The following is a 17,308-nucleotide window of genomic DNA, read 5'->3' as shown; positions in this document are numbered from 1 at the left end:
CCTTGGTTTTAAATGATCAAAGAATGCAGCTTGCGGACCACTGATCCAGAAGGGGCTGATAGGGTTTGATAAAGTGCTCTTCAACAAATTTCCCTTGCTTTATAGCCAGCTGACTTCGCTCCTCGCGGTCGTACACAATGCGGGTCAATGAGTAATCGTTATTTTTCAAGCTAGGCTGATAGATTTTTCCTGCCGTTGAATTTGCGTTATATATCTCAGGGCGATAAATTTTCTGGAAGGTGTCCATCGTGCTGATGGTGCTAATAAGCTCCAGATTGGTGTAGTCACCCAGCAAATCGTCCGAGAAATAAAACGCCAGAGGCGCAACGCTGTTCGGGGGCATGAAATAGCGAACCTTTAAACCCATTTTCATGAAATATTCATCCGTCAACGAGTATTCATCCTGCTGGTATTCATACCCTAAAACAGGATGCTGATTCTCGGTCCGGTGATAGGTTCTGGCGCTCGATACACTCAGGCAGATAACAGGCGGTTTGTCAAAATGCGCTTTGTAGCTGGTTGAATTGACAAAGCTTTTGTAGAGCTTTCCGTGCAGATCTCCGAAATCTTCTGGCGTGCTGAGCCCGGACTGGTTTTTCTTGTGCTCTGGTAATCTCACGCTGAAATCATAGTCTCGCACGTAGGAAGAGAAGTTATTTCCTACCATTCCGTTAATATGCGTATTGGTTTTTCGGTCAATGATCGTTGTCTTCAAAACCTCAATTAACGGAATAGCAGAGTGATCACCTTCAGCATCGATATTCATTTCCGCAGAGACAATGTTCAGCGCCAGCGTATAACGATCGCCTTTAGGGTTGTCCCAGTGCGCCAGGGCATTGAAGCGATTGTCGATCATCTTCAAGGTATTACGTAAATTCTCTCGGCGACTTTTTCCCCTGGCCAGGTTCGCAAAATTAGTCGTGACTCGGGTAGTGTCTGAGGGTGAGTAATTCTCATCGAAACAAGTACACTTGATAGAAAATGTGAATTCTTTTTTCATCTAGGCTTGGCATCCTTCCTTACGAGGCAACGCCCGGATAGGCGTCTTGCCCCTTTTAGCGTTGACTGATGTCTGTGTCTTCGATCAGCAGCCGTTATTCTGCTGAGGGTGAAGAGCTGTAGGGATTTTAGGTCGGTTGCCTACATGAACAAAAACGAATTGATTTCAATAAATCATTAGTCACGCTCATGATTGCCCTAAGGGTATGCAGGTCTCTGGGAGGGGGGATCGGTCAATATTCAGCGTGGTCGATGCTGATGGTGAGTGATTCTCGATGTCTGCATGGACAGACAGATTTTGGCGAGGTCATGGAAAGCACCACAAGTCAGGATGAGGTCTACGGCCCGCGCAATTGATGTATCGATCGCCCAAGCCCAGTCTCACGGCTTGGCTTTTCCATGCCTGCGATTTACTCAGATCCCTCGGGACGTCTGGTTACCAAGTTCAGCGAGGGCCTTATTCGTACCTATTTTCCCTGTGATCCGCAAAAAAAGGATGGAGGGGCTTTGGTGTAGTTGCTGATCGGTATTCGCTCCAGTTCATGTCCTGGATGTATTCGCATGGGATGACAATGCTGTCTGGGGGCGATGTGATTTCAGACCAGTCTAGCGGCGTGCCGTCTTCGCGCCTCAAGCGAGGCGGAAGATCTGTGCGCAAGCACACAGGCATCTGAATGCGCTATTGTCAGATGCCTACTATATACACACGCGTTCTGATCAACTTTATTCAGGTCTTGAACTTATTGACCAATACTCCAAATGAGGCGGCAAGTCGAGAAAGCTCTGCACTCGAGGCATTGGTTTGGTGCGCGCCAGTTGCAGTCTGAGTGGAGATATCTTGAATATTAATCAGGTTTCGGTCCACCTCTCGAGCTACGTGAGCTTGCTCTTCGGCAGCACTTGCGATCACGAGATTTTTCTCATTAATCATTGAGACACCTTCGGTGATTCTGTCTAGCGCGTGACCTGCCTGAATCGCTTGATCACGGGTTTCTCCTGCAAGGCTCCTGCTGTTATTCATAGAGATCACTGCTTCATCCGCACCCGCACGAATTTGGGCCATCATAGCCTCAATGTCTGCGGTCGATGCCTGCGTTCGGTGCGCAAGGGCGCGCACTTCATCGGCGACTACCGCAAAGCCGCGACCCTGCTCGCCAGCCCTGGCTGCCTCAATTGCGGCATTTAATGCCAACAGGTTGGTTTGCTGGGCTATGGACTGAATAACTGCGAGAACGCCTGTGATCTCATTGACTCTCGTGGCGAGTACCGTGACCTTTTCAGTCGATTGAGAAATCTGCTCTGCCATAGTATTAACCGATCCAACGGCATTCTTTACTTGATCACGTCCTTCAATAGCACTGCGGCTAGTTTCTTCAGAGGACTCAGACGCGCCTGAGGCATTGCGCGCTACCTCCTCAACCGCTGCTGTCATCTCGTTCACCGCCGTAGCGGCTTGCTGGATTTCATCATTCTGGCGTATCAGCGCTTTGGAGCTTTCCTCCGTAACTGCATTCAACTCTTCGGACGCAGAGGCCAATTGATCAGCCGCATTGGCAATTTCTTTAACAGTATTTCTTAGGTTAACTTGCATCGTGCTTAGTGCTGATTGCAGTGTGCTGATCTCGTCATTCCCGGTGACATCAATTTGTTGAGAAAGGTCGCCGTCGGCCACTTGTTTTGCGGTCCGTAGCGCCCCCAAAAGCGGTCGAGTGATCGAGCGTGTGACCAATAAGCCCAGAATAATTGCAGCAACAAACGCGATCACTACGCCTATGCCCAATGAACCGTATGCGACGCTCGAAGTCTTCGCGGCTTCTATAGCGACGTCATCACTCTGGCGCTTGTTAGACGCTACCATTATCTTTAACTCATCGTTTGTTTTCTTGTAGGCAGGATCCACCTCTTGTGCGAATAGCTTGTTCGCGCTTTCAAGGTCACCTTTCGCCGCTAATTCGATCACGCGAGAGGATGCGTTAATGTACGCTGGCCAGTCTTTTTTAAACTGATCACCTGCCGCTCTTTCATCGTCTTCCAGAGGCGTTTGCCGATATGCATTGAAAAGTTGTTCTACTTCTTTTTGATTGTCTGCTAAGGACTTCAACGTCTCGTCATATTTGGCTTGGTCTGCCTTTGCAAATTTATACAGCAGTGCGCGGTGCAAGTCGCGATAATGCGCTATCGCATTTGAGCGTGCATTACTCGTGTTGTACACAGATACGAGGTTGTTATTGACGATCCCATCTACGCTGTTTTTGAGGCCTGTGATACCCGTGTATCCGACAAGGCCTACACCTAGTGTGACAACTGCGCATACCACAAACGCAGAAATTAGGCGTGTTGATAACATAGTGCCGCGTAAGAGATTCATCGTAGTGTAGTCTTCCTTGATTTCCCTATCCGAACTAGAAGGGTAATGCAATCGTATCGGCCAGTTACTGCCGTTCCTTCAGTGGCTGGCGACAAGCGGTTCAGCCCTGCACCCGTTGTTCAAGGCAACTGTCGTTAAAACGTTGTCAAGCCACGCGCCGATCAGTATCGCTGCCCGAGCAGTGTTTACCGGGAGCGCGAGTAGTTTGGCGAGCAGGCGCCAGAAGCGATTGATCATGCTGCCACTTGGTGTTGAGCTGCTATGCGCCACGGATCGTTCGCTTGAGTGAGAGCTACCATGGGCGGCGGGGTAACGCTTTTGCCGCACATGTGGACCTGCTGCGGTGACCAGAGCCAAGGTTGGTACCGGTTCGCCGCGCCGCTGACGCTCTCGGTCCCGTAATAACTGATCAGGAACGCGGCAAAGAGTTTTTTGGAATTGCAGACCACGACTTTTTTCGTGGACCAAAACAAAAAGGGCCTACTGAGCAAAATGCTCCGTAAGCCCTTTATATATATGTGGTGCCCCGAGCCGGGGTCGAACCGGCACGTCCAAAGGACGAGGGATTTTAAGTCCGTAAATTTATCCTTTATAAACAGATGGTTAGCAATAATCCTGCACCGCATGACACGTTAATTACCTGCCTTGCAGCCCTTTAAATTCAAGGGGGTAAAAATAATTGCGGTGCAGAATTCACTTGGTTGGAGTGACCTTTTTCCCGATCCTTTTGCGGATGTAGTTTTCGGTCATCACCACGGTGGTGTGCCCGAGCTGATCGCGGGCTTGAAGGATATCGCCGCTCGACTCAGCCTTATCCGTGCCGGCTTTCGCTCGCAGGTCTCGCATCTGAAATTTCCCTTCTCCACACCGGCCGCCTCGCGTGCCGCGTCAAATCTTCCCCGCAACATACTGCTCGTCATGGGCTGGCCGTTAGCTGAACGTAGAGCCGCTGGCGTGCACGCCGGTTTTATTCACGCTTGCTTGCCAGGTCATTCACTCGGTCAAGGCGTTTCACCATCGTCAGCCGTACAGGGTTCTCCCTGTCGTGGGCAGCCTTTCGGGGCTGTCTGATCGCCGGTCGCCGGTAGAGGCAATGCGGTCTGTTGTTTGTTGCGCAAGCTGTTAAAGAGCGGTTCGATCCGCTGGGCCTGTTGAGGGGCTGTTTCGCGTCTCGATGGGCGTAAATATAGGATAAGCCATATTTTCAGTAAATGGGCATCCCCATATTATTTTTTTCAGCGATGTAAAAAAACCGCTCGTTGGTGGTCCAGCTCAGATCGAAGAGGGGAAGAACGATCTGGGGACGCAAATTTTTGGAACCGGCTGAATTCGTACAGGCCTAAAAATTACAATGCCCTGATACCCGAAAAGGAGGTGGCGGTATGATTTCGAGTTTGGAGTTGAGACACATCGTTGAGACTGCATTTCTGCCCATGCGATGCGTCTGCACGATCGCGCCAGACGGCTCGATGACTGTTCAGATATTCGACCAGAATACGAACAGGGAAGAGATTACGGTCACGGGGATCGACGTTTCAGGGCTGGTTTCGGCTCGCGCTATCGCGGCGCTGGTGATGGAGCTGAAGGAAGATCTGAAGAACCGCCATTTGGTGCCTAATTGGCATGAGAAGGGGCGCAAAGCTTAGAGTAACTTCCTCAGGCCAGGCTCCAGCTGCGAGCAGAGGGGGGCGGGAGGTGAATTAGGCACCAGGCCGGCACTGTCCAGTATCCCGACTACACTCCGCGAACCGCATGCTTAAGGAATTCTCCTGGCTTGCAACCAGGATGGACCGAATGAATTCCCAAAAGAACCTGAGGCCTTGCATAGAGGCAGCGTGTTTGCCGATGAAGTGCGTTTGCGTGATCGCACCTGACGCGTCAATGACGATCCGGGTATTCGACACGAACAACGAGGCGGAAGAGCAGCACCGTAGGTTTTGTCGGCCTGATGGTGCCGCACATTGCTAGACGTCTGATAGGTTCGCAGTATCAAAGACTGCAGCCCACCGCCACCCCGCTGGGCGGATTACTGATGATCCGGCGGAAGTCGTCTCCCGCAGGATGATCACGCCTAAGGACCTCCCTATAGGTATGCGACAGCGATGTTGGGCGATTTTTAAACGGGTTGAGGCTGGCGTGGACACGCTTTATAAGCAGCCAGCTCCTTAGTTGCCCACTCGCTTGAACCAGTAATTGTCCATTTTTGTTTCCCAGTTCCCTTTGCTGTCTTTAGGTATTACGCCGGCCCACAGCACGTCCAACTGTCGATTGTATGTCCCGATGGAATGCCCACCGTAGGCTCCCTCGAACGAGATGACCATTGGCCCTTGGCCTTTGATGCCCTCAACGCCTTCGTGACAGTAGGCTTTGTTAACACGAGTCTCATTAAGGTTGTATTTTAACTCCAACGTCACACAGTTCGTCCCACAGGCCTCTGCTGATGGGGATATGTTCAACACGAGATGCTGATCGCCGGCGGTTGTCTCCCACCGCCCGGACAGATCGCTGCATGACTTGACGTCAGCGGCTTGAGAGACTGAGGAAAACAGCGCGGCGACTATAAGACCCAACGTCACAGAACCTTTCATAAAAACTCCTTATTGAATTACCCTGTTTTAAGAAAAATTAGCGTACCTTGAACTGAGAAAATTAGCGGAGCGACTACCAATACCGCGACTCTAAACACTTCATCTCACATTCCATAATGACCGGGCAGATGACCCGGTCGATCACGCAAACTTCGTCAGCGACCTGACCACCACACCAATGATCCTGCAGTCTTCGGTGCACTGCACGGTCGGATAGGCCGAGTTCAGCGGCTTTAGGTATCTGACGCCGCCGTCCTCCACCAGCTTCTTGAACGTTGCCTCGTTGCTGCCGGCCAGCTTCGCGATCACCAGCTTGCCTGGGAGGACCTCTGCACGGGTGTCGATGAGTATCTGTGAGCCCTCTGGAATCGAAGGGGCAGTAGGTGCCGTCATCGAGTCCCCTTTAACCACCAGCCAAAACGCCGGGCCCTTGGCCTTGTAGTCAGACACGTCGTACTCATCAGCAGCACCTGGCGGATAAGGCTCAACCGCTTCCGACCACTCGCCGGCCGCGACCCAGCTCACTAAAGGGTAGCGATACATATGTGAGGACTGCTCAGCCATGGATACGTTGGAGGGTTCGTTAGACGTGATGAACGCTGTCATGTCGCCTTTTCCGTCCGAAAGCCACAGTGCATTCACGCCGCAGACGTCGGCGATCTTCGCCACATGAGCAGTTGCCTTGGACTTTCCACGCTCCAAGTCGGAAATAGATGTCTGCGTGATGCCCGCGCGAACTGCCAATTCTGCTTGATTGAGCTTTGCGTGCTGCCTTGCGGCCTTTAATCGGTCTTTAAATTCCATCCGTTGAGTATTACGGGCGCTCCCATATCCTTGCAAATCGGTTTTCCTATAATCTAGTATATGGGTATTCCCGTATGGAGGGGCAGCATGAACAGTATTTACAAGGACCTCGTTGCCTTCTTCGGCACCCAGGAGGCCACAGCTGAAAAGCTCAAAGTTGATCAAAGCACCGTTTCCGGATGTGTTCGGGAAAAGCATGGGATGTCTCCAGTAATTGCCAAGCGCGCGGAGGCTTTGACCGGAGGTGTTTTCAAAAAAGAGTCCCTTTGGCCTTGAGCAGCAGGTCTGGGCGGCCAACGGTGAACCCGACAAATCACAAGGCAATGACCACGCGAACGATGGCGGCGGTTATTTCATCCACCGTGTGGATGCTGCCATCACGCACCAACGACCGCACGACTGCTGGCATGACGCTGGCGGACTCCAAAGCCAGCGTGATGAAGATCGTGATGGCTTTCCTCAACACTCCGGGGAAATACCTGATTGTCGGCACCGGCACGCCGCGTTTCGGCAGCAAGGCGCTGGCCGGGCAGGCGCTGACGGATGCGATCGGCTACAAAGACTGGGTGTTGAGCTATGTCAGCCAGTTCGTGCCGGTCGTGAACATTTGGGATGGCTTCACCGAGGCCATGACCGTGGAGGGCCTGCACCCAAACATCCTGGGTGCCGACTTCATCAGTTTGCGTGTAGTGCCGATCATCACCGCCAACTTCGAATTTCCCGGCATTCCGCTGCCGACGGACGCTGGCGACGTTTACTCGGCCATCCGCCCGTTCGGCTGCCTCAATGCCAACCCGCTGCTGGCGGGCACTGGCGGTTCTCTGCCTGCTGGCGTGAATGCCGCGGCCGGGTCGGTGCTGGCGGACGGATACAAGGCCCTAGGCTCTGGCCTGGCCGGTATCACCACGCGCTGGTTCGAGGAGCCTGCCGCCTATGGCGAGGCGCGGTGCATCGAGCTGCGTGGCAAGATGGCGGCGGCGGGCGGCTACATCTACATGCAACCCACGGCCAACGTGATACAGACCAACCTGGCGGCCGGCGACGTTATCGAAATGGTGTCGGCGGTAAAAATCATGGGTTCGTCGCGCGGCATTCTGGCTTGGGAAGCTGAGTTGACCATCACCAAGACGGTCAGCGGTGCTTCGTCCACGTTCTACTATCGGTCAATGGACAAGTACCAAGAGCCGTTCACCATGCCGGCCAGCTTTGCCGGGGCGTTGGAAACGCAGCGCGGCACGATTGACTGAAACCGTGATCACCTCGCGCATGGGCCTGTACCTGGCTGCAGGCGTGCCGCAGGACTCTACGGTCAAGGCCGCGCAGTTTGGGATACGCAAGGTGTGAAGGGTGGCATCTGCTCTGCCTGATACGCACTACAGTTATCAAAACGTATTTCAGCTCGTGCTGTCGTGCCATCGTTGAATAGGATCAAGGCTTTATCTTGCGTCCAGCCATATGGTGCAAATACGCTATCAGCATCTGCAAGTCAGCATCCGGCAATACCGCTTCCGAAAACGCGGGCATCTTCGCCTGAGGCCACTGACGCAAATCCTGAGGGTTTCGAATGTAGAGCTTGAGTAAATCCATTCCCAAATATTCGGTCGGGTTGTAGGGAATGTTTAGATCCGGCCCAAACTGCGCATCGCCCGCCCCGTTCAATCGATGACAAGCCAAACAGTTTTTCTGAAATAGCGCGAACCCTTTATTGACCGGGTCATCAGTCTTGAGCACAGGGTCTGGTAACAGAGCGGGGAAACGCTGGGCAACCGAAGTCATGCTCTTAATGCTGGCCACTTTAAACGGCCATTGCTCTGGGCTGATATTTCCAACCTGAGGGTCTGTCCATACTAGGTAGAAAGGCCCTGCACTGGGTTTGCCAGCGGCCAGCGGTGGCCATGGATGGGCAGGATCTTCAATCGCCAACCAAGCCCGTGCGCCTTTGTCGTTGAGTAACGGCGCCGCGGCCAGCTCTGCGGCAAACCCGTCCAGAGCGACTGCCTGCAGGTGGTCACTGGGTTTGATGCCTGTCAGTAGCGCACTCAAGGGCACGGCGTAATAAGTCATGTCCTTCTTGTAGGCCACATCACTTTTAACTGTAATGACTTGCAGTTGAGGATGGGTTAGTAAATCTTCTGTTTGCCAAGTGCGACTGATCTGCCCCAACTGCATGTCCAGTTGAGCCGCGGAAAGCTGCCCGCTCAGCAATAGAGCACCGAATAGAATAAGTGCTTTCAAAGGATCTCTCCCTTACCATCAACTACGGTAAGTCTGGCACAGCCAAACGGACGTGAATAGCTGGCTGACTCAGGATGGCTATTTTTTATGAGTTCAATAGACATCCGCTGTCGGCTTCCTGAACCGTGATCGCCTGTCCGAGGGGGGGCGCTCTACTATTTTTTCGGCGCGCTTCGCTGGCTGTTGAGCGACTGTGGCAGCTTATTCGCGCACTGCGGGTCTTCGGTAAAGCCTCATCCATCGCAGTGTGTGCAATCTTCACGCACTGCGAATCCATCCAGGCAGTGAAGGCATCTGATAAATATCGAGTCGCTATGACGCTTCCATAGCGAAACGTAAGCCTTGAAGTCGCCTTGGTCGAGAGCTATCGCTGAGGCGTCGACGAGCGCTCGATATTGATCCTCATCGCTCAGGCGTTGATAGCTCACGCCGTTCATCTGCCTGGGTTGCTCAACCAGCGTCAGCGTCTGCCCGGTTTCGGTATAGGTGTAGCGACCCTCGAGCACGCCGTACTTCTTGTAGTCCCTCATGATGAGGTCGTTTTTCTCATCGAGAAAAGCGAAGTGGGCGGCGTGATAGGGCGACTGGTCGGCCTCATGAAGCACGTATCGGGAGTTCAGCAGGCTGCCAACTACAATGCCGCCCTTGTTGTAGGCCAGATAGTCAGAGGCCTGATGCCTCCATTCGTGGTTGCCTTCTTCGGTGAAGTGGCAGAAGGCAGCGCTGGCCAGTTCGAATAGCTCAAAGCGCTCCAATGGATCGACCAGCCCGCCAGCCCGCATGTCTTCGGCCATGCGTGCCAGAAACCGGTAGGTGCCTGCAGGGTTCGTCCATTGCCTCCTGTCGTTGAGCCTTTTGTGCCATTCGGCCAAGGCTTCTGAGCTGTTGCTCTCGTTCATGGGGGTGATTCTCAATTGCTGTATGGACATACAATGGTTGAGTGTTTCAGATTTGGGGAGTGGTGTTCGTCGGCAGGACGCCGGGAGGGTAGGGTTTACGACGAGTTGCGGTGCAGCATTAATTATTGCGGAGCATGAAACTCAAGGGGTATGTGACTAAAGCCATGTAACCCCTTGATTTTAAATGGTGCCCCGAGCCGGGGTCGAACCGGCACGTCCAAAGGACGAGGGATTTTAAGTCCCCATAAAATCCTAATATATACAAAAGGTTACAGGAGCATTGATGCCTCAAAAAGTGCAATAACGCTCCGCTGTAAGCAAGACTCTGCGCGGGGCCTGCTTTTTTTGCGGCACGATTTTGCGGCGGGATTTACTTGGTAGAAGTGACCTTTTTGCCGATCCTGTTTCTGATGTATTGCTCCGTCATGGTCACAGTGGTGTGGCCGAGTTGATCCCTGGCTTTCAAGATATCGCCGCTGTCCTCGGCTTTGTCGGTGCCAGCCTTGGCGCGCAGATCCCGCATCTGGAAATCCTTCTTTGCAACACCCGCTTTCTCGCGTGCGTCATCAAAGCCATACCGAAGCATGCCGTAAGTGAACGCCTGGCCGTCCGCCGATACGATCAATTTTGTGGACCGAACGACGAGGGCGGCTTTGCGAGCCGCTATGCGTTCCAGTACGGTAAGCAACTCGGGGCCCATTTCGATCCGACGCTTGGCATCGGTCTTGTTCTGCCGAACATGGATCACCCCATCACGAATGTCGCGCTCGTCGATCTTCAGAGTGTCGGCAACGCGCTGGCCAGTGAGATAAGCGATGTCCATGGCATCCTGAACCGGTTCAGAGGCGTGTGCATAGACGTTCGCAAATACGTCATTTTCTATGTACACCTCACGACCTGATTCCTTGTTGCCCTTGATCCCCGCGCACGGATTAGCAAGGCTGGTGTAGCCGGACTCGCGAGCAAAATTCCAGATATGGCTCAGCAGTGCCTTTTCTCTGTTCGCCCGAACCTTGGCTTTCATACCCCGGATGCGTAGGTATTGGCGGACGTGTTGCGGCTGGATTTCTTCCAGCGGTGCTGGCGGATCGTTGAAGAACAGCATCAACTGTTTCAGTTCGCGGATGTTGTCCTTTTGCGTGGCCGGCCCTTTTGTTGGCACCACCTCAACCAGGTAGCGCTGCGCGACGTAGGCGAAAGTGACGACTGATTTAACGCGCTCGGTGGCGGCCCGGTCTTTCTCCAGCTTGGCGTATTCGATTATGGCCAGGCCATAATCCTTGCCCAGGTATATCTCCTTTCGCGGCTTGCCTCCGAGGTCGTAGGTGTAATAAATGAGACTGCCTCGCTTCCGCTTGCGAAGCCGGGTAATAGCACCCGGCTCGGATGGTCTTCGTCCCATTTATCCCGCCTTACGCGGCTGCCAGCCGGTGCTTTCTTTGCCAGCTTCTTTCCCGCCAACCAACGCCGCAGCCACCACGCAGGGCCAGCCTGTGCGCTTGATGGTGTGGCGTATTCCGTTGCGTGCCAAAACGGCTATTTGTCCTGCTTTAGTGCGCGCGCCGGTAAGCTCGCACACCTCTTGGTGACTCAAAAACTCGATAGTGTTCATTTATGCTCCGGGCCGCGCTCGGCGGGGAAGTAGTTGTAAGGCGGGTTGTGCGGATCACTGCTATGGTCCACGCAGCCAGCAGGAGCTGGGATGGCACCAAGGAGAGGTCATGGAATGCACCACAACGGCGGATGAGGTTTACGGTCCGCGCAATGCCAGGCTCGGCAGGCGGGCGGTGGACGGCAATATATGGTCGGAAACAACGATGATTTTCAGAATCATCGATGACCGGGTCTACTCAATGCACGAGCAGTACCTGGGCCGGCTCAAGTACGGCATGGCGATGACTGACAGGGGAGAGCTGATCTTCATGGTGCGGTAGGGTTGAGGCTATCGTTGGGCCAGGCGAGCGGCATCCCGTCAGCACGCATCAAGTGAGGCGGGAGGTCTTCGCGCAAACACATCGGCACTGTCCTAGGCACGCCGCAGGCGTGGCATCCGCTCGGCATGCCACGACATATCGAATGCAGCACAGGGAAGCCGCTTTTGCAGCGATCATTCGTTGCGTCGTACTCCGAGCAAGGAATTATTTCGGGCATGACTTCGTCCTTGCCGCACACGCGGCTGATAGATCAATAGGGAGTTGATACCGAGTTAAAAAAAGGATGTTATACAGATCAAAATACTGACGAAAGGATGCCGAAATGACCCTGTACACCTTTAAAAAACATATGGACACTGGTGAACACCATATCTTTAAGGGCGAATGGCTCCCCAGTACCGACCCTCGGCAATGTTCTGTAGCTCAGTGGTCCATCTGTCAAAAGGTCACGCAGTCCGCTGGCGAATACATTGGTAAAGGCTGTATGGAGGAGCTTCAGGCACGACGTGCTGCGGCGGAACTTGGGCGATCCCTATGTGGCGTGTGTATAAGCAGTCTATACGCAACCCCTTAGAACCCGACTACGCAGCTTTTACGTTAGCCTTATATCTGAAGGGGTCATTAGCGCGGGCAAGCGCAGCCATCGGCGGCGGGCTGACGCTGTTGCCACACATGTGAACCTGCTGAGTTTTGGTGAAGGGCTTGCCGTCGGCGCCGTGGCTGATGACGTAGTCGGCCGGGAAGCCCTGAGCCTTGTACAGCTCAGACGGCTTGAGCATCCGCAGGCAGATGTCGACGATTACGTAGGGCGTGCCCTTGACCATGACGGTGACCAGCGCCAAGCGATCCTTGGTCGTGATGGTTGGTGCTGGCTCACCTGCACCGCTCACGTTCTCGGTGCCGTAATAGCTGATCATGAACGCGGCGACACGCAGTGCGCCTTCCTCATGCTCTGGCGATAGCCTGAGAGATACGAGAGAGCTTTTACCGCCGCCACCGGCCGTAACGGTAGGCGCTGGCTCATTTAGAGGCTGGCCGACGCTGGCGCCGAACTGCCGCTCCATGAACGCTGTGACCAGCCCGTGGTGCTGGCCGCCGGCGCTGATCGTGTGCAGCGGATCAGTCACGTCCCGTGCATCACAGTTGCCGCGCAGGTGCACCAGGTTTGCGGCTACAATTGCGTGATGCTGCCCCGTAGTCAATGTGGGCACTGGATTGGCCAGGTCCGTCGGTCCGTGGCCGGTGGTGTTGGTTATCAGCGTCGCGGTCACCAACTGCTGCTGGCTTCCAGTATTGGTGATTGTCGTCATAGGCTCGTCAGCGCCTTTGGCGTGGGTGGTGTTGAAGCCGCCATTCATCTGGGCCATGAAGGCGGTGGCAACCGCGCGGTGGCTGCGAGTCATGAGCGTGCCGACCGGCTGATCTACGGTAACTGGGTTGCCCGCATAAACCGGCCCGCCAGCACCCACCAGAATCGAACTTGTCAGCGCGTGTTTAACTCCACCGGCAACGACCGTCCCTAATGGCTGTTCAATCTTCGGCACGCGGGGCTGCTGGCCTTCTCGCTCGCCGTAACCAGACTGGATCAGGGTAGGGCTGATCAGAGTCAGCTCGCCGCGGTTGGCGCACGTCACCGTTGGCAGCGGCTCAAGTGGATCGTTGATGCGATCGCTGCCTTGGTGAGTCGCCGGCGCGATGATTGGGCTGACGACCGAGAAAGCGCCGCCCTTTGGATATGACGTCACCGTGCGCAGCGGCTCGTTGGCCGATTGCACCGTCTCGCCCGACCAGTTCGCGATCGGGACGATGAAGGGGGTCGGGTTGTCGATGACGAACTTCTTCATGCCCTTGGCGACCCGGCGCAGGGTGGCCGGCGCCAGGTCTTTCTTGCGTCCGAATATGCTTTTGCCCAGGTCGGTGAAGTCGATGCACTCGGCGGCTGTCCTCCAAGGCTTCTGGCCTTTGGCGGGGCGCTTGGCGTGGGTCGGCTCTGGCCACACGATCGGCTGTCCGTCGCAGCGGGCAATCATGAACAGGCGTTCCCGGCTGGTCGGTGCGCCGAAGTCGCACGCTCGGATCACACGCCACTCGACGGCATAGCCCAGGCGCTCTAGCTCGGCCACGAACACGGCCCATGTCTTGCCACGCTTGTCCGGGTTTGGGACCAGAAACTGCTGATCGACCGGCACAACCTCACCAGGTGCGGCTATGCCGCCGCCCAGCTTTACGACCCGCCCGGTCGACTTGCAACGCTTTGCCACCAGCGGCCCCCATTGCAGGATTTGCTTTACGTTCTCCAGGCTGATGACGCGGGGTTTCTTCTTGCCTGCCCACTTCAAACCGATCCAAGAAAGGTTGCGGATCTCGCGCTTGCGCGGCTGCCCGCCAGCGGCCTGGCTGTGATGGGTACAATCAGGACTCATGTGGAACCAGCCCACGGCCTTGCCACCGCATTCGGTATCCGGATCGCCGTCGAATACATCGGTCGTGAAGTGCTTCGCGCCCGGGTGATTCACGGTGTGCATGCTGATCGCTGCCGGGCTGTGATTCTTGGCCACGCTGACGGTGCGCCCAAGGCCCATTTCCAGCCCGGTACCGGCGCCGCCGCCACCGCAGAAGAAGTCCACAACGATCTCATCGTCTTGCGGATTGAAGCCAAGGCCGTACTGGGTTTTGAAATCGAAGGGGTGTTTCTTCTGGTGAGCGGACATAGGTCATCCTTGCCGGGGTGGCGTGAGTCGTTGAAGTGGCGTATTGATAGCAGGGCCCGGCATTAGGCCGGGTGACACTGACTAGGATGGGAACGTGATGCGTGGGATGTTTAATGATTTCGCAAAGGACAGCATTTCGGTCCTAAAAACAAATGGCCAACGATTTGACGGATTGAAGGCCAGCGTGCAAAAGGGAAAAGTCTTTCTTTGGGACTCATCAATTTTCATTGAGCCCAAAGACCTTATAATCCGGCACATGTCCAACGGCGGAACTGAAACGCTCGAAGTCACAGAGCCAGGATTCCATGAGGCCGTGATGGATTTCGAGGCCCATTATCAAATGTCCGTGAGACGCATGGGAGAAGCAGAAGCCGAGCTAGTTAGCCATAGCACCATTTATAACTTCCATGGCGACAACGCCCGCGTCAACAACCAAAGCGTAGATAACTCCACAAACACAGTGAATTCAAATAGTGAAATCTCTGATCTAGTTGCGGCTCTGAGGGCCCAAGTTGAAACGCTTGACCTTGAGGGGCCTGAAAGACTTGAAGCGCTTGAGGTCGTTGACGAGATCAAGTCTCAGCTTGATTCACCCGCTCCCAAGAAGACCATAGTCAAGCGTCTTATAGCCTCACTGCCAAAAGTTGAGTCGCTTACTACGATTGGAGCTTCAATCATGACCATGTTGGGTGGTTGAGGGTTTATCTCAAACCCCCGGGCAGGCTAACCACCCGGGGCGTTTTTAACTCTATTTACTTCGGATCAAAGGCACCCAGCGCCAGCTGAGCTGCATCACCTACCTTCGCTTCAAGCACAGACTTGAACTCTTGCGCTATCTCTTCGCGCTGCACGTCCTCGCCCACCCAGCGCAGTTTCAGCACCGGTTGTGCGCCGCTGGTGATGACGGAGATTCTCAGGATGATTTCGCGCATCTGCAGGCCTTCAAACGGCACGGCCGAGAAGATCAGCGACGTGGGCAAGGTTTCCTTGCTGGTCGCCTCGATGGCATCCATTGCGCTGCGGCTGGCGCGTGTCTCGCTGACGGTGTGATCGCTTTCCGACGATGCCTTGACCGTGATCGTTCGCACGGCGGCGATGGCTTTGGCCAGTGGGATGTTCTGCAGCTCATCACCGACCGCCGACAGGGTGCTGTGCCAGTCTTCAATCCAGTCGCTCATATCCTTCTGCGACATGGCCCGGCCACTGATGGCCTGCACGGCCTGATAGGCAGCGGTGGGCTTGAGCTTCAGCACAGCGCGATCATCTGCGTGGCCTGGCACTTCTTCGTTGCCCAGGTTGAACAGAACCGAACAGGTCATTTCGTCCTGATTGATGAAGCCTTTTGCGTCGGCCACCTTGCGGTCGGACACGTATTTAGCGAAGTCCGCCAGGGAGTTGGTGGAGAACGTGCCACGGAAGCGGCTGCGACCTGCGCCGAATTGCTCAAGGTTCACGATCTTCGCGCCTTCGGGCAGCACGATGGTAGGCGTGACGGTGTTCAGCTCTTTGCCGTCTGCGATCAGCGCGGTATCGGTGATCAGTTGAATTGCTTCTTTCGTGAGGGACATATTTCAGGTCTCGCTTGGTGGGAGGATGATCAGTCGCGGCGTGGGATAGGTGCATCGTCACGCGTGAACAGCTGGTCGTGCTTTTCGGCGAACAGCGTGATATTGCCGCCGGAGCCAACGTGCATTGGCGTGTCGAGGCTGGTGTTCTCGCTGCGGGTGCCTCGCTTGGTCGGCACCTTGTAGTCGAGCTTGTGTTTGATCTTCACCTGGCTGGACTCGCCGATCTGGGAGAAGTCCAGGGTGATGACCACTTTCCCGGCTTTGCCGTGGTCGACGACACCGGCGGCAACTTCGGACAGAGCGTGGCCGATCTGGCTGGCGAAAGCCCCGCCATTCAGTTCGTTGAGGAATTCACTGGTGTCTGTCGGTTTCGACATGGTTGTTTCTCCGGGGGGGGATTCCATTGGATGGGATTTCGAGTTGAAGAGGACGACGGTGAACAGTGCGCGATCGCAAGCGCAATTGTTCGTGCCGGTAGTGGCAAATTGGTTAGGTGTGAGCTATAGATGATGACCGGCATGGAGCCGGATGGAGATTTCTATGCAGTCGGGATATAGATACTCAGGAAAGAAACACAACGACTCGTTATTGGCTCTAGGTGGCGTAAGAGTGGGCACTCTTCACGACTTTCGAAAAAATGAGCACAAATCTGGGATATCTGATCGAAACGAAGGAAGAAAAACAGTAAGTCATCATATCGATTATGCAAGAGATAGGGTGCAGCATGCTGAGCATTTTGAAGCTTTGAAGCATTTCAATGCAATAAGCTTTGATGAAAGCGTGGATATCCAAATTTCTGATTTTTCCATGATTCAAGAGCATGATCATCCCGATTGTTTTGTGCACTGCATTTCATCTGAATATTCTCAGCAAGTTCTAGAGCAGTTCGAGGGGGCAGATTCTTGCGTTGAGATTTTCGACGTATTGGGGTTTTATAAAAGGCTCACGTCTACGCTGAATATGCATGTTTCTGCACGACTCCTGACCATTGAAGAAGTGGTTTATAAGCCGCGTCATGAAGTATGGAACGGGAAGAACTGGGGTATACATCCGGCACTGATTAAAGAGTCAGACTTTGCCAGGCAGCATGAAATACGAGCGATCTGGATCAATAATTCTGGCAAGCCGATCAGTCCGGTACTTTTGAATGATGTAGGCCTTATCCCATTTTGTAGGTCAATCCAAACTCCCAGATAGAATTT

The 17,308-nt window shown here is 54.3% G+C and carries 16 protein-coding genes, 1 tRNA gene and 4 pseudogenes; 8 read left to right on the top strand and 13 right to left on the bottom strand.

What is annotated here, in order from left to right; genetic code table 11:
- Nucleotides 1-16: 16 nt before the first annotated feature.
- From JOE39_RS08075 to JOE39_RS08065, 3 genes and pseudogenes are all read right to left on the bottom strand, one after another.
- Entirely contained in the window at nucleotides 17-1,000 is a 984-nt protein-coding gene (locus JOE39_RS08075) for a DUF1852 domain-containing protein (protein ID WP_096134231.1), read from the bottom strand.
- 726 nt (nucleotides 1,001-1,726) lie between these two features.
- Entirely contained in the window at nucleotides 1,727-3,367 is a 1,641-nt protein-coding gene (locus JOE39_RS08070) for a methyl-accepting chemotaxis protein (protein ID WP_210077502.1), read from the bottom strand.
- 693 nt (nucleotides 3,368-4,060) lie between these two features.
- A pseudogene (locus JOE39_RS08065) lies at nucleotides 4,061-4,316 on the bottom strand (tyrosine-type recombinase/integrase); the annotation flags it as partial.
- A 433-nt stretch (nucleotides 4,317-4,749) separates the two neighbouring features.
- Between JOE39_RS08065 and JOE39_RS08060 the strand changes: the two are divergent.
- The 3 genes and pseudogenes from JOE39_RS08060 to JOE39_RS08050 form a co-directional block, all read left to right on the top strand.
- A complete protein-coding gene (locus JOE39_RS08060; RefSeq protein WP_010405090.1) occupies nucleotides 4,750-5,013 on the top strand; it encodes a DUF1652 domain-containing protein in 264 nt (87 codons plus the stop codon).
- Nucleotides 5,014-5,161: 148 nt separating this feature from the next.
- A pseudogene (locus JOE39_RS08055) lies at nucleotides 5,162-5,287 on the top strand (DUF1652 domain-containing protein); the annotation flags it as partial.
- A 7-nt stretch (nucleotides 5,288-5,294) separates the two neighbouring features.
- Nucleotides 5,295-5,536 (top strand): annotated as a pseudogene (locus JOE39_RS08050) (iron chelate uptake ABC transporter family permease subunit); the annotation flags it as partial.
- On the opposite strand, the gene JOE39_RS08045 reads toward JOE39_RS08050, so the two are convergent.
- Entirely contained in the window at nucleotides 5,533-5,955 is a 423-nt protein-coding gene (locus tag JOE39_RS08045; protein ID WP_003314819.1) for a hypothetical protein, read from the bottom strand. The pseudogene JOE39_RS08050 and the gene JOE39_RS08045 sit on opposite strands and share 4 nt — an antisense overlap.
- Before the next feature lie 141 nt (nucleotides 5,956-6,096).
- Nucleotides 6,097-6,759: an XRE family transcriptional regulator gene (locus JOE39_RS08040; protein ID WP_096116674.1), complete on the bottom strand. Its 663-nt coding sequence runs from the start codon at nucleotides 6,757-6,759 to the stop codon at nucleotides 6,097-6,099.
- Between the two features lie 87 nt (nucleotides 6,760-6,846).
- Between JOE39_RS08040 and JOE39_RS08035 the strand changes: the two genes are divergently transcribed.
- Together JOE39_RS08035 and JOE39_RS08030 are read left to right on the top strand one after the other, a co-directional pair.
- Complete coding sequence (locus JOE39_RS08035; protein WP_024663636.1) at nucleotides 6,847-7,035, top strand: hypothetical protein; 189 nt, start codon at nucleotides 6,847-6,849, stop codon at nucleotides 7,033-7,035.
- Between the two features lie 77 nt (nucleotides 7,036-7,112).
- Nucleotides 7,113-8,103 (top strand): annotated as a pseudogene (locus JOE39_RS08030) (SGNH/GDSL hydrolase family protein); the annotation flags it as partial.
- Between the two features lie 84 nt (nucleotides 8,104-8,187).
- On the opposite strand, the gene JOE39_RS08025 reads toward JOE39_RS08030, so the two are convergent.
- From JOE39_RS08025 to JOE39_RS08005, 5 genes are all read right to left on the bottom strand, one after another.
- Nucleotides 8,188-8,994: a cytochrome c gene (locus JOE39_RS08025; RefSeq protein WP_210077504.1), complete on the bottom strand. Its 807-nt coding sequence runs from the start codon at nucleotides 8,992-8,994 to the stop codon at nucleotides 8,188-8,190.
- 233 nt (nucleotides 8,995-9,227) lie between these two features.
- The gene (locus JOE39_RS08020) at nucleotides 9,228-9,893 is read right to left on the bottom strand and encodes a hypothetical protein (protein ID WP_229636578.1); all 666 of its coding nucleotides are present in this window, start codon (nucleotides 9,891-9,893) and stop codon (nucleotides 9,228-9,230) included.
- A 185-nt stretch (nucleotides 9,894-10,078) separates the two neighbouring features.
- Nucleotides 10,079-10,172: transfer RNA gene (locus tag JOE39_RS08015), tRNA-OTHER, on the bottom strand.
- A gap of 91 nt (nucleotides 10,173-10,263) precedes the next feature.
- Nucleotides 10,264-11,295, bottom strand: coding sequence for a tyrosine-type recombinase/integrase (locus tag JOE39_RS08010; RefSeq protein WP_210077506.1), 1,032 nt, complete (start codon nucleotides 11,293-11,295; stop codon nucleotides 10,264-10,266).
- The gene (locus tag JOE39_RS08005) at nucleotides 11,296-11,505 is read right to left on the bottom strand and encodes a DUF4224 domain-containing protein (RefSeq protein WP_029572587.1); all 210 of its coding nucleotides are present in this window, start codon (nucleotides 11,503-11,505) and stop codon (nucleotides 11,296-11,298) included.
- 109 nt (nucleotides 11,506-11,614) lie between these two features.
- Here JOE39_RS08005 and JOE39_RS08000 point away from each other — a divergent pair, with 109 nt between their 5' ends.
- Nucleotides 11,615-11,827, top strand: coding sequence for a hypothetical protein (locus JOE39_RS08000; protein ID WP_016567822.1), 213 nt, complete (start codon nucleotides 11,615-11,617; stop codon nucleotides 11,825-11,827).
- A gap of 581 nt (nucleotides 11,828-12,408) precedes the next feature.
- Here the strand turns inward: JOE39_RS08000 and JOE39_RS07995 are convergent.
- Nucleotides 12,409-14,538: a DNA cytosine methyltransferase gene (locus JOE39_RS07995; protein WP_210077507.1), complete on the bottom strand. Its 2,130-nt coding sequence runs from the start codon at nucleotides 14,536-14,538 to the stop codon at nucleotides 12,409-12,411.
- Between the two features lie 97 nt (nucleotides 14,539-14,635).
- On the opposite strand from JOE39_RS07995, the gene JOE39_RS07990 reads away from it, so the two are divergent.
- Nucleotides 14,636-15,235 carry a hypothetical protein gene (locus JOE39_RS07990; RefSeq protein WP_210080209.1) on the top strand — a complete coding sequence of 200 codons (600 nt, stop codon included), beginning with the start codon at nucleotides 14,636-14,638 and terminating at the stop codon, nucleotides 15,233-15,235.
- Between the two features lie 55 nt (nucleotides 15,236-15,290).
- On the opposite strand, the gene JOE39_RS07985 is transcribed toward JOE39_RS07990, so the two are convergent.
- Together JOE39_RS07985 and JOE39_RS07980 are read right to left on the bottom strand one after the other, a co-directional pair.
- Nucleotides 15,291-16,106, bottom strand: coding sequence for a DUF2303 family protein (locus JOE39_RS07985; protein WP_210077511.1), 816 nt, complete (start codon nucleotides 16,104-16,106; stop codon nucleotides 15,291-15,293).
- Between the two features lie 29 nt (nucleotides 16,107-16,135).
- On the bottom strand, nucleotides 16,136-16,483 hold the full coding sequence (locus JOE39_RS07980) for a hypothetical protein (protein ID WP_002553171.1): 348 nt from the start codon (nucleotides 16,481-16,483) through the stop codon (nucleotides 16,136-16,138).
- Nucleotides 16,484-16,634: 151 nt separating this feature from the next.
- Here JOE39_RS07980 and JOE39_RS07975 point away from each other — a divergent pair, with 151 nt between their 5' ends.
- The gene (locus JOE39_RS07975) at nucleotides 16,635-17,303 is read left to right on the top strand and encodes a hypothetical protein (protein WP_210077513.1); all 669 of its coding nucleotides are present in this window, start codon (nucleotides 16,635-16,637) and stop codon (nucleotides 17,301-17,303) included.
- Nucleotides 17,304-17,308 lie beyond the last annotated feature (5 nt).

This window comes from Pseudomonas sp. PvP100 (assembly GCF_017833055.1).
Taxonomy (GTDB): Bacteria; Pseudomonadota; Gammaproteobacteria; order Pseudomonadales; family Pseudomonadaceae; genus Aquipseudomonas; species Aquipseudomonas syringae.
Note: the sequence above shows the minus strand (reverse complement) of the source record. Positions and strands in the feature narration are given on the sequence as shown.

Coding starts and splice junctions, on each gene's coding strand:
- JOE39_RS08075 (WP_096134231.1), bottom strand. CDS start 1,000: ATGAAAAAAGAATTCACATTTTCTATCAAGTGTACTTGTTTCGATGAG.
- JOE39_RS08070 (WP_210077502.1), bottom strand. CDS start 3,367: ATGAATCTCTTACGCGGCACTATGTTATCAACACGCCTAATTTCTGCG.
- JOE39_RS08060 (WP_010405090.1), top strand. CDS start 4,750: ATGATTTCGAGTTTGGAGTTGAGACACATCGTTGAGACTGCATTTCTG.
- JOE39_RS08045 (WP_003314819.1), bottom strand. CDS start 5,955: ATGAAAGGTTCTGTGACGTTGGGTCTTATAGTCGCCGCGCTGTTTTCC.
- JOE39_RS08040 (WP_096116674.1), bottom strand. CDS start 6,759: ATGGAATTTAAAGACCGATTAAAGGCCGCAAGGCAGCACGCAAAGCTC.
- JOE39_RS08035 (WP_024663636.1), top strand. CDS start 6,847: ATGAACAGTATTTACAAGGACCTCGTTGCCTTCTTCGGCACCCAGGAG.
- JOE39_RS08020 (WP_229636578.1), bottom strand. CDS start 9,893: ATGAACGAGAGCAACAGCTCAGAAGCCTTGGCCGAATGGCACAAAAGG.
- JOE39_RS08010 (WP_210077506.1), bottom strand. CDS start 11,295: ATGGGACGAAGACCATCCGAGCCGGGTGCTATTACCCGGCTTCGCAAG.
- JOE39_RS08005 (WP_029572587.1), bottom strand. CDS start 11,505: ATGAACACTATCGAGTTTTTGAGTCACCAAGAGGTGTGCGAGCTTACC.
- JOE39_RS08000 (WP_016567822.1), top strand. CDS start 11,615: ATGGAATGCACCACAACGGCGGATGAGGTTTACGGTCCGCGCAATGCC.
- JOE39_RS07995 (WP_210077507.1), bottom strand. CDS start 14,538: ATGTCCGCTCACCAGAAGAAACACCCCTTCGATTTCAAAACCCAGTAC.
- JOE39_RS07990 (WP_210080209.1), top strand. CDS start 14,636: ATGCGTGGGATGTTTAATGATTTCGCAAAGGACAGCATTTCGGTCCTA.
- JOE39_RS07985 (WP_210077511.1), bottom strand. CDS start 16,106: ATGTCCCTCACGAAAGAAGCAATTCAACTGATCACCGATACCGCGCTG.
- JOE39_RS07980 (WP_002553171.1), bottom strand. CDS start 16,483: ATGTCGAAACCGACAGACACCAGTGAATTCCTCAACGAACTGAATGGC.
- JOE39_RS07975 (WP_210077513.1), top strand. CDS start 16,635: ATGGAGATTTCTATGCAGTCGGGATATAGATACTCAGGAAAGAAACAC.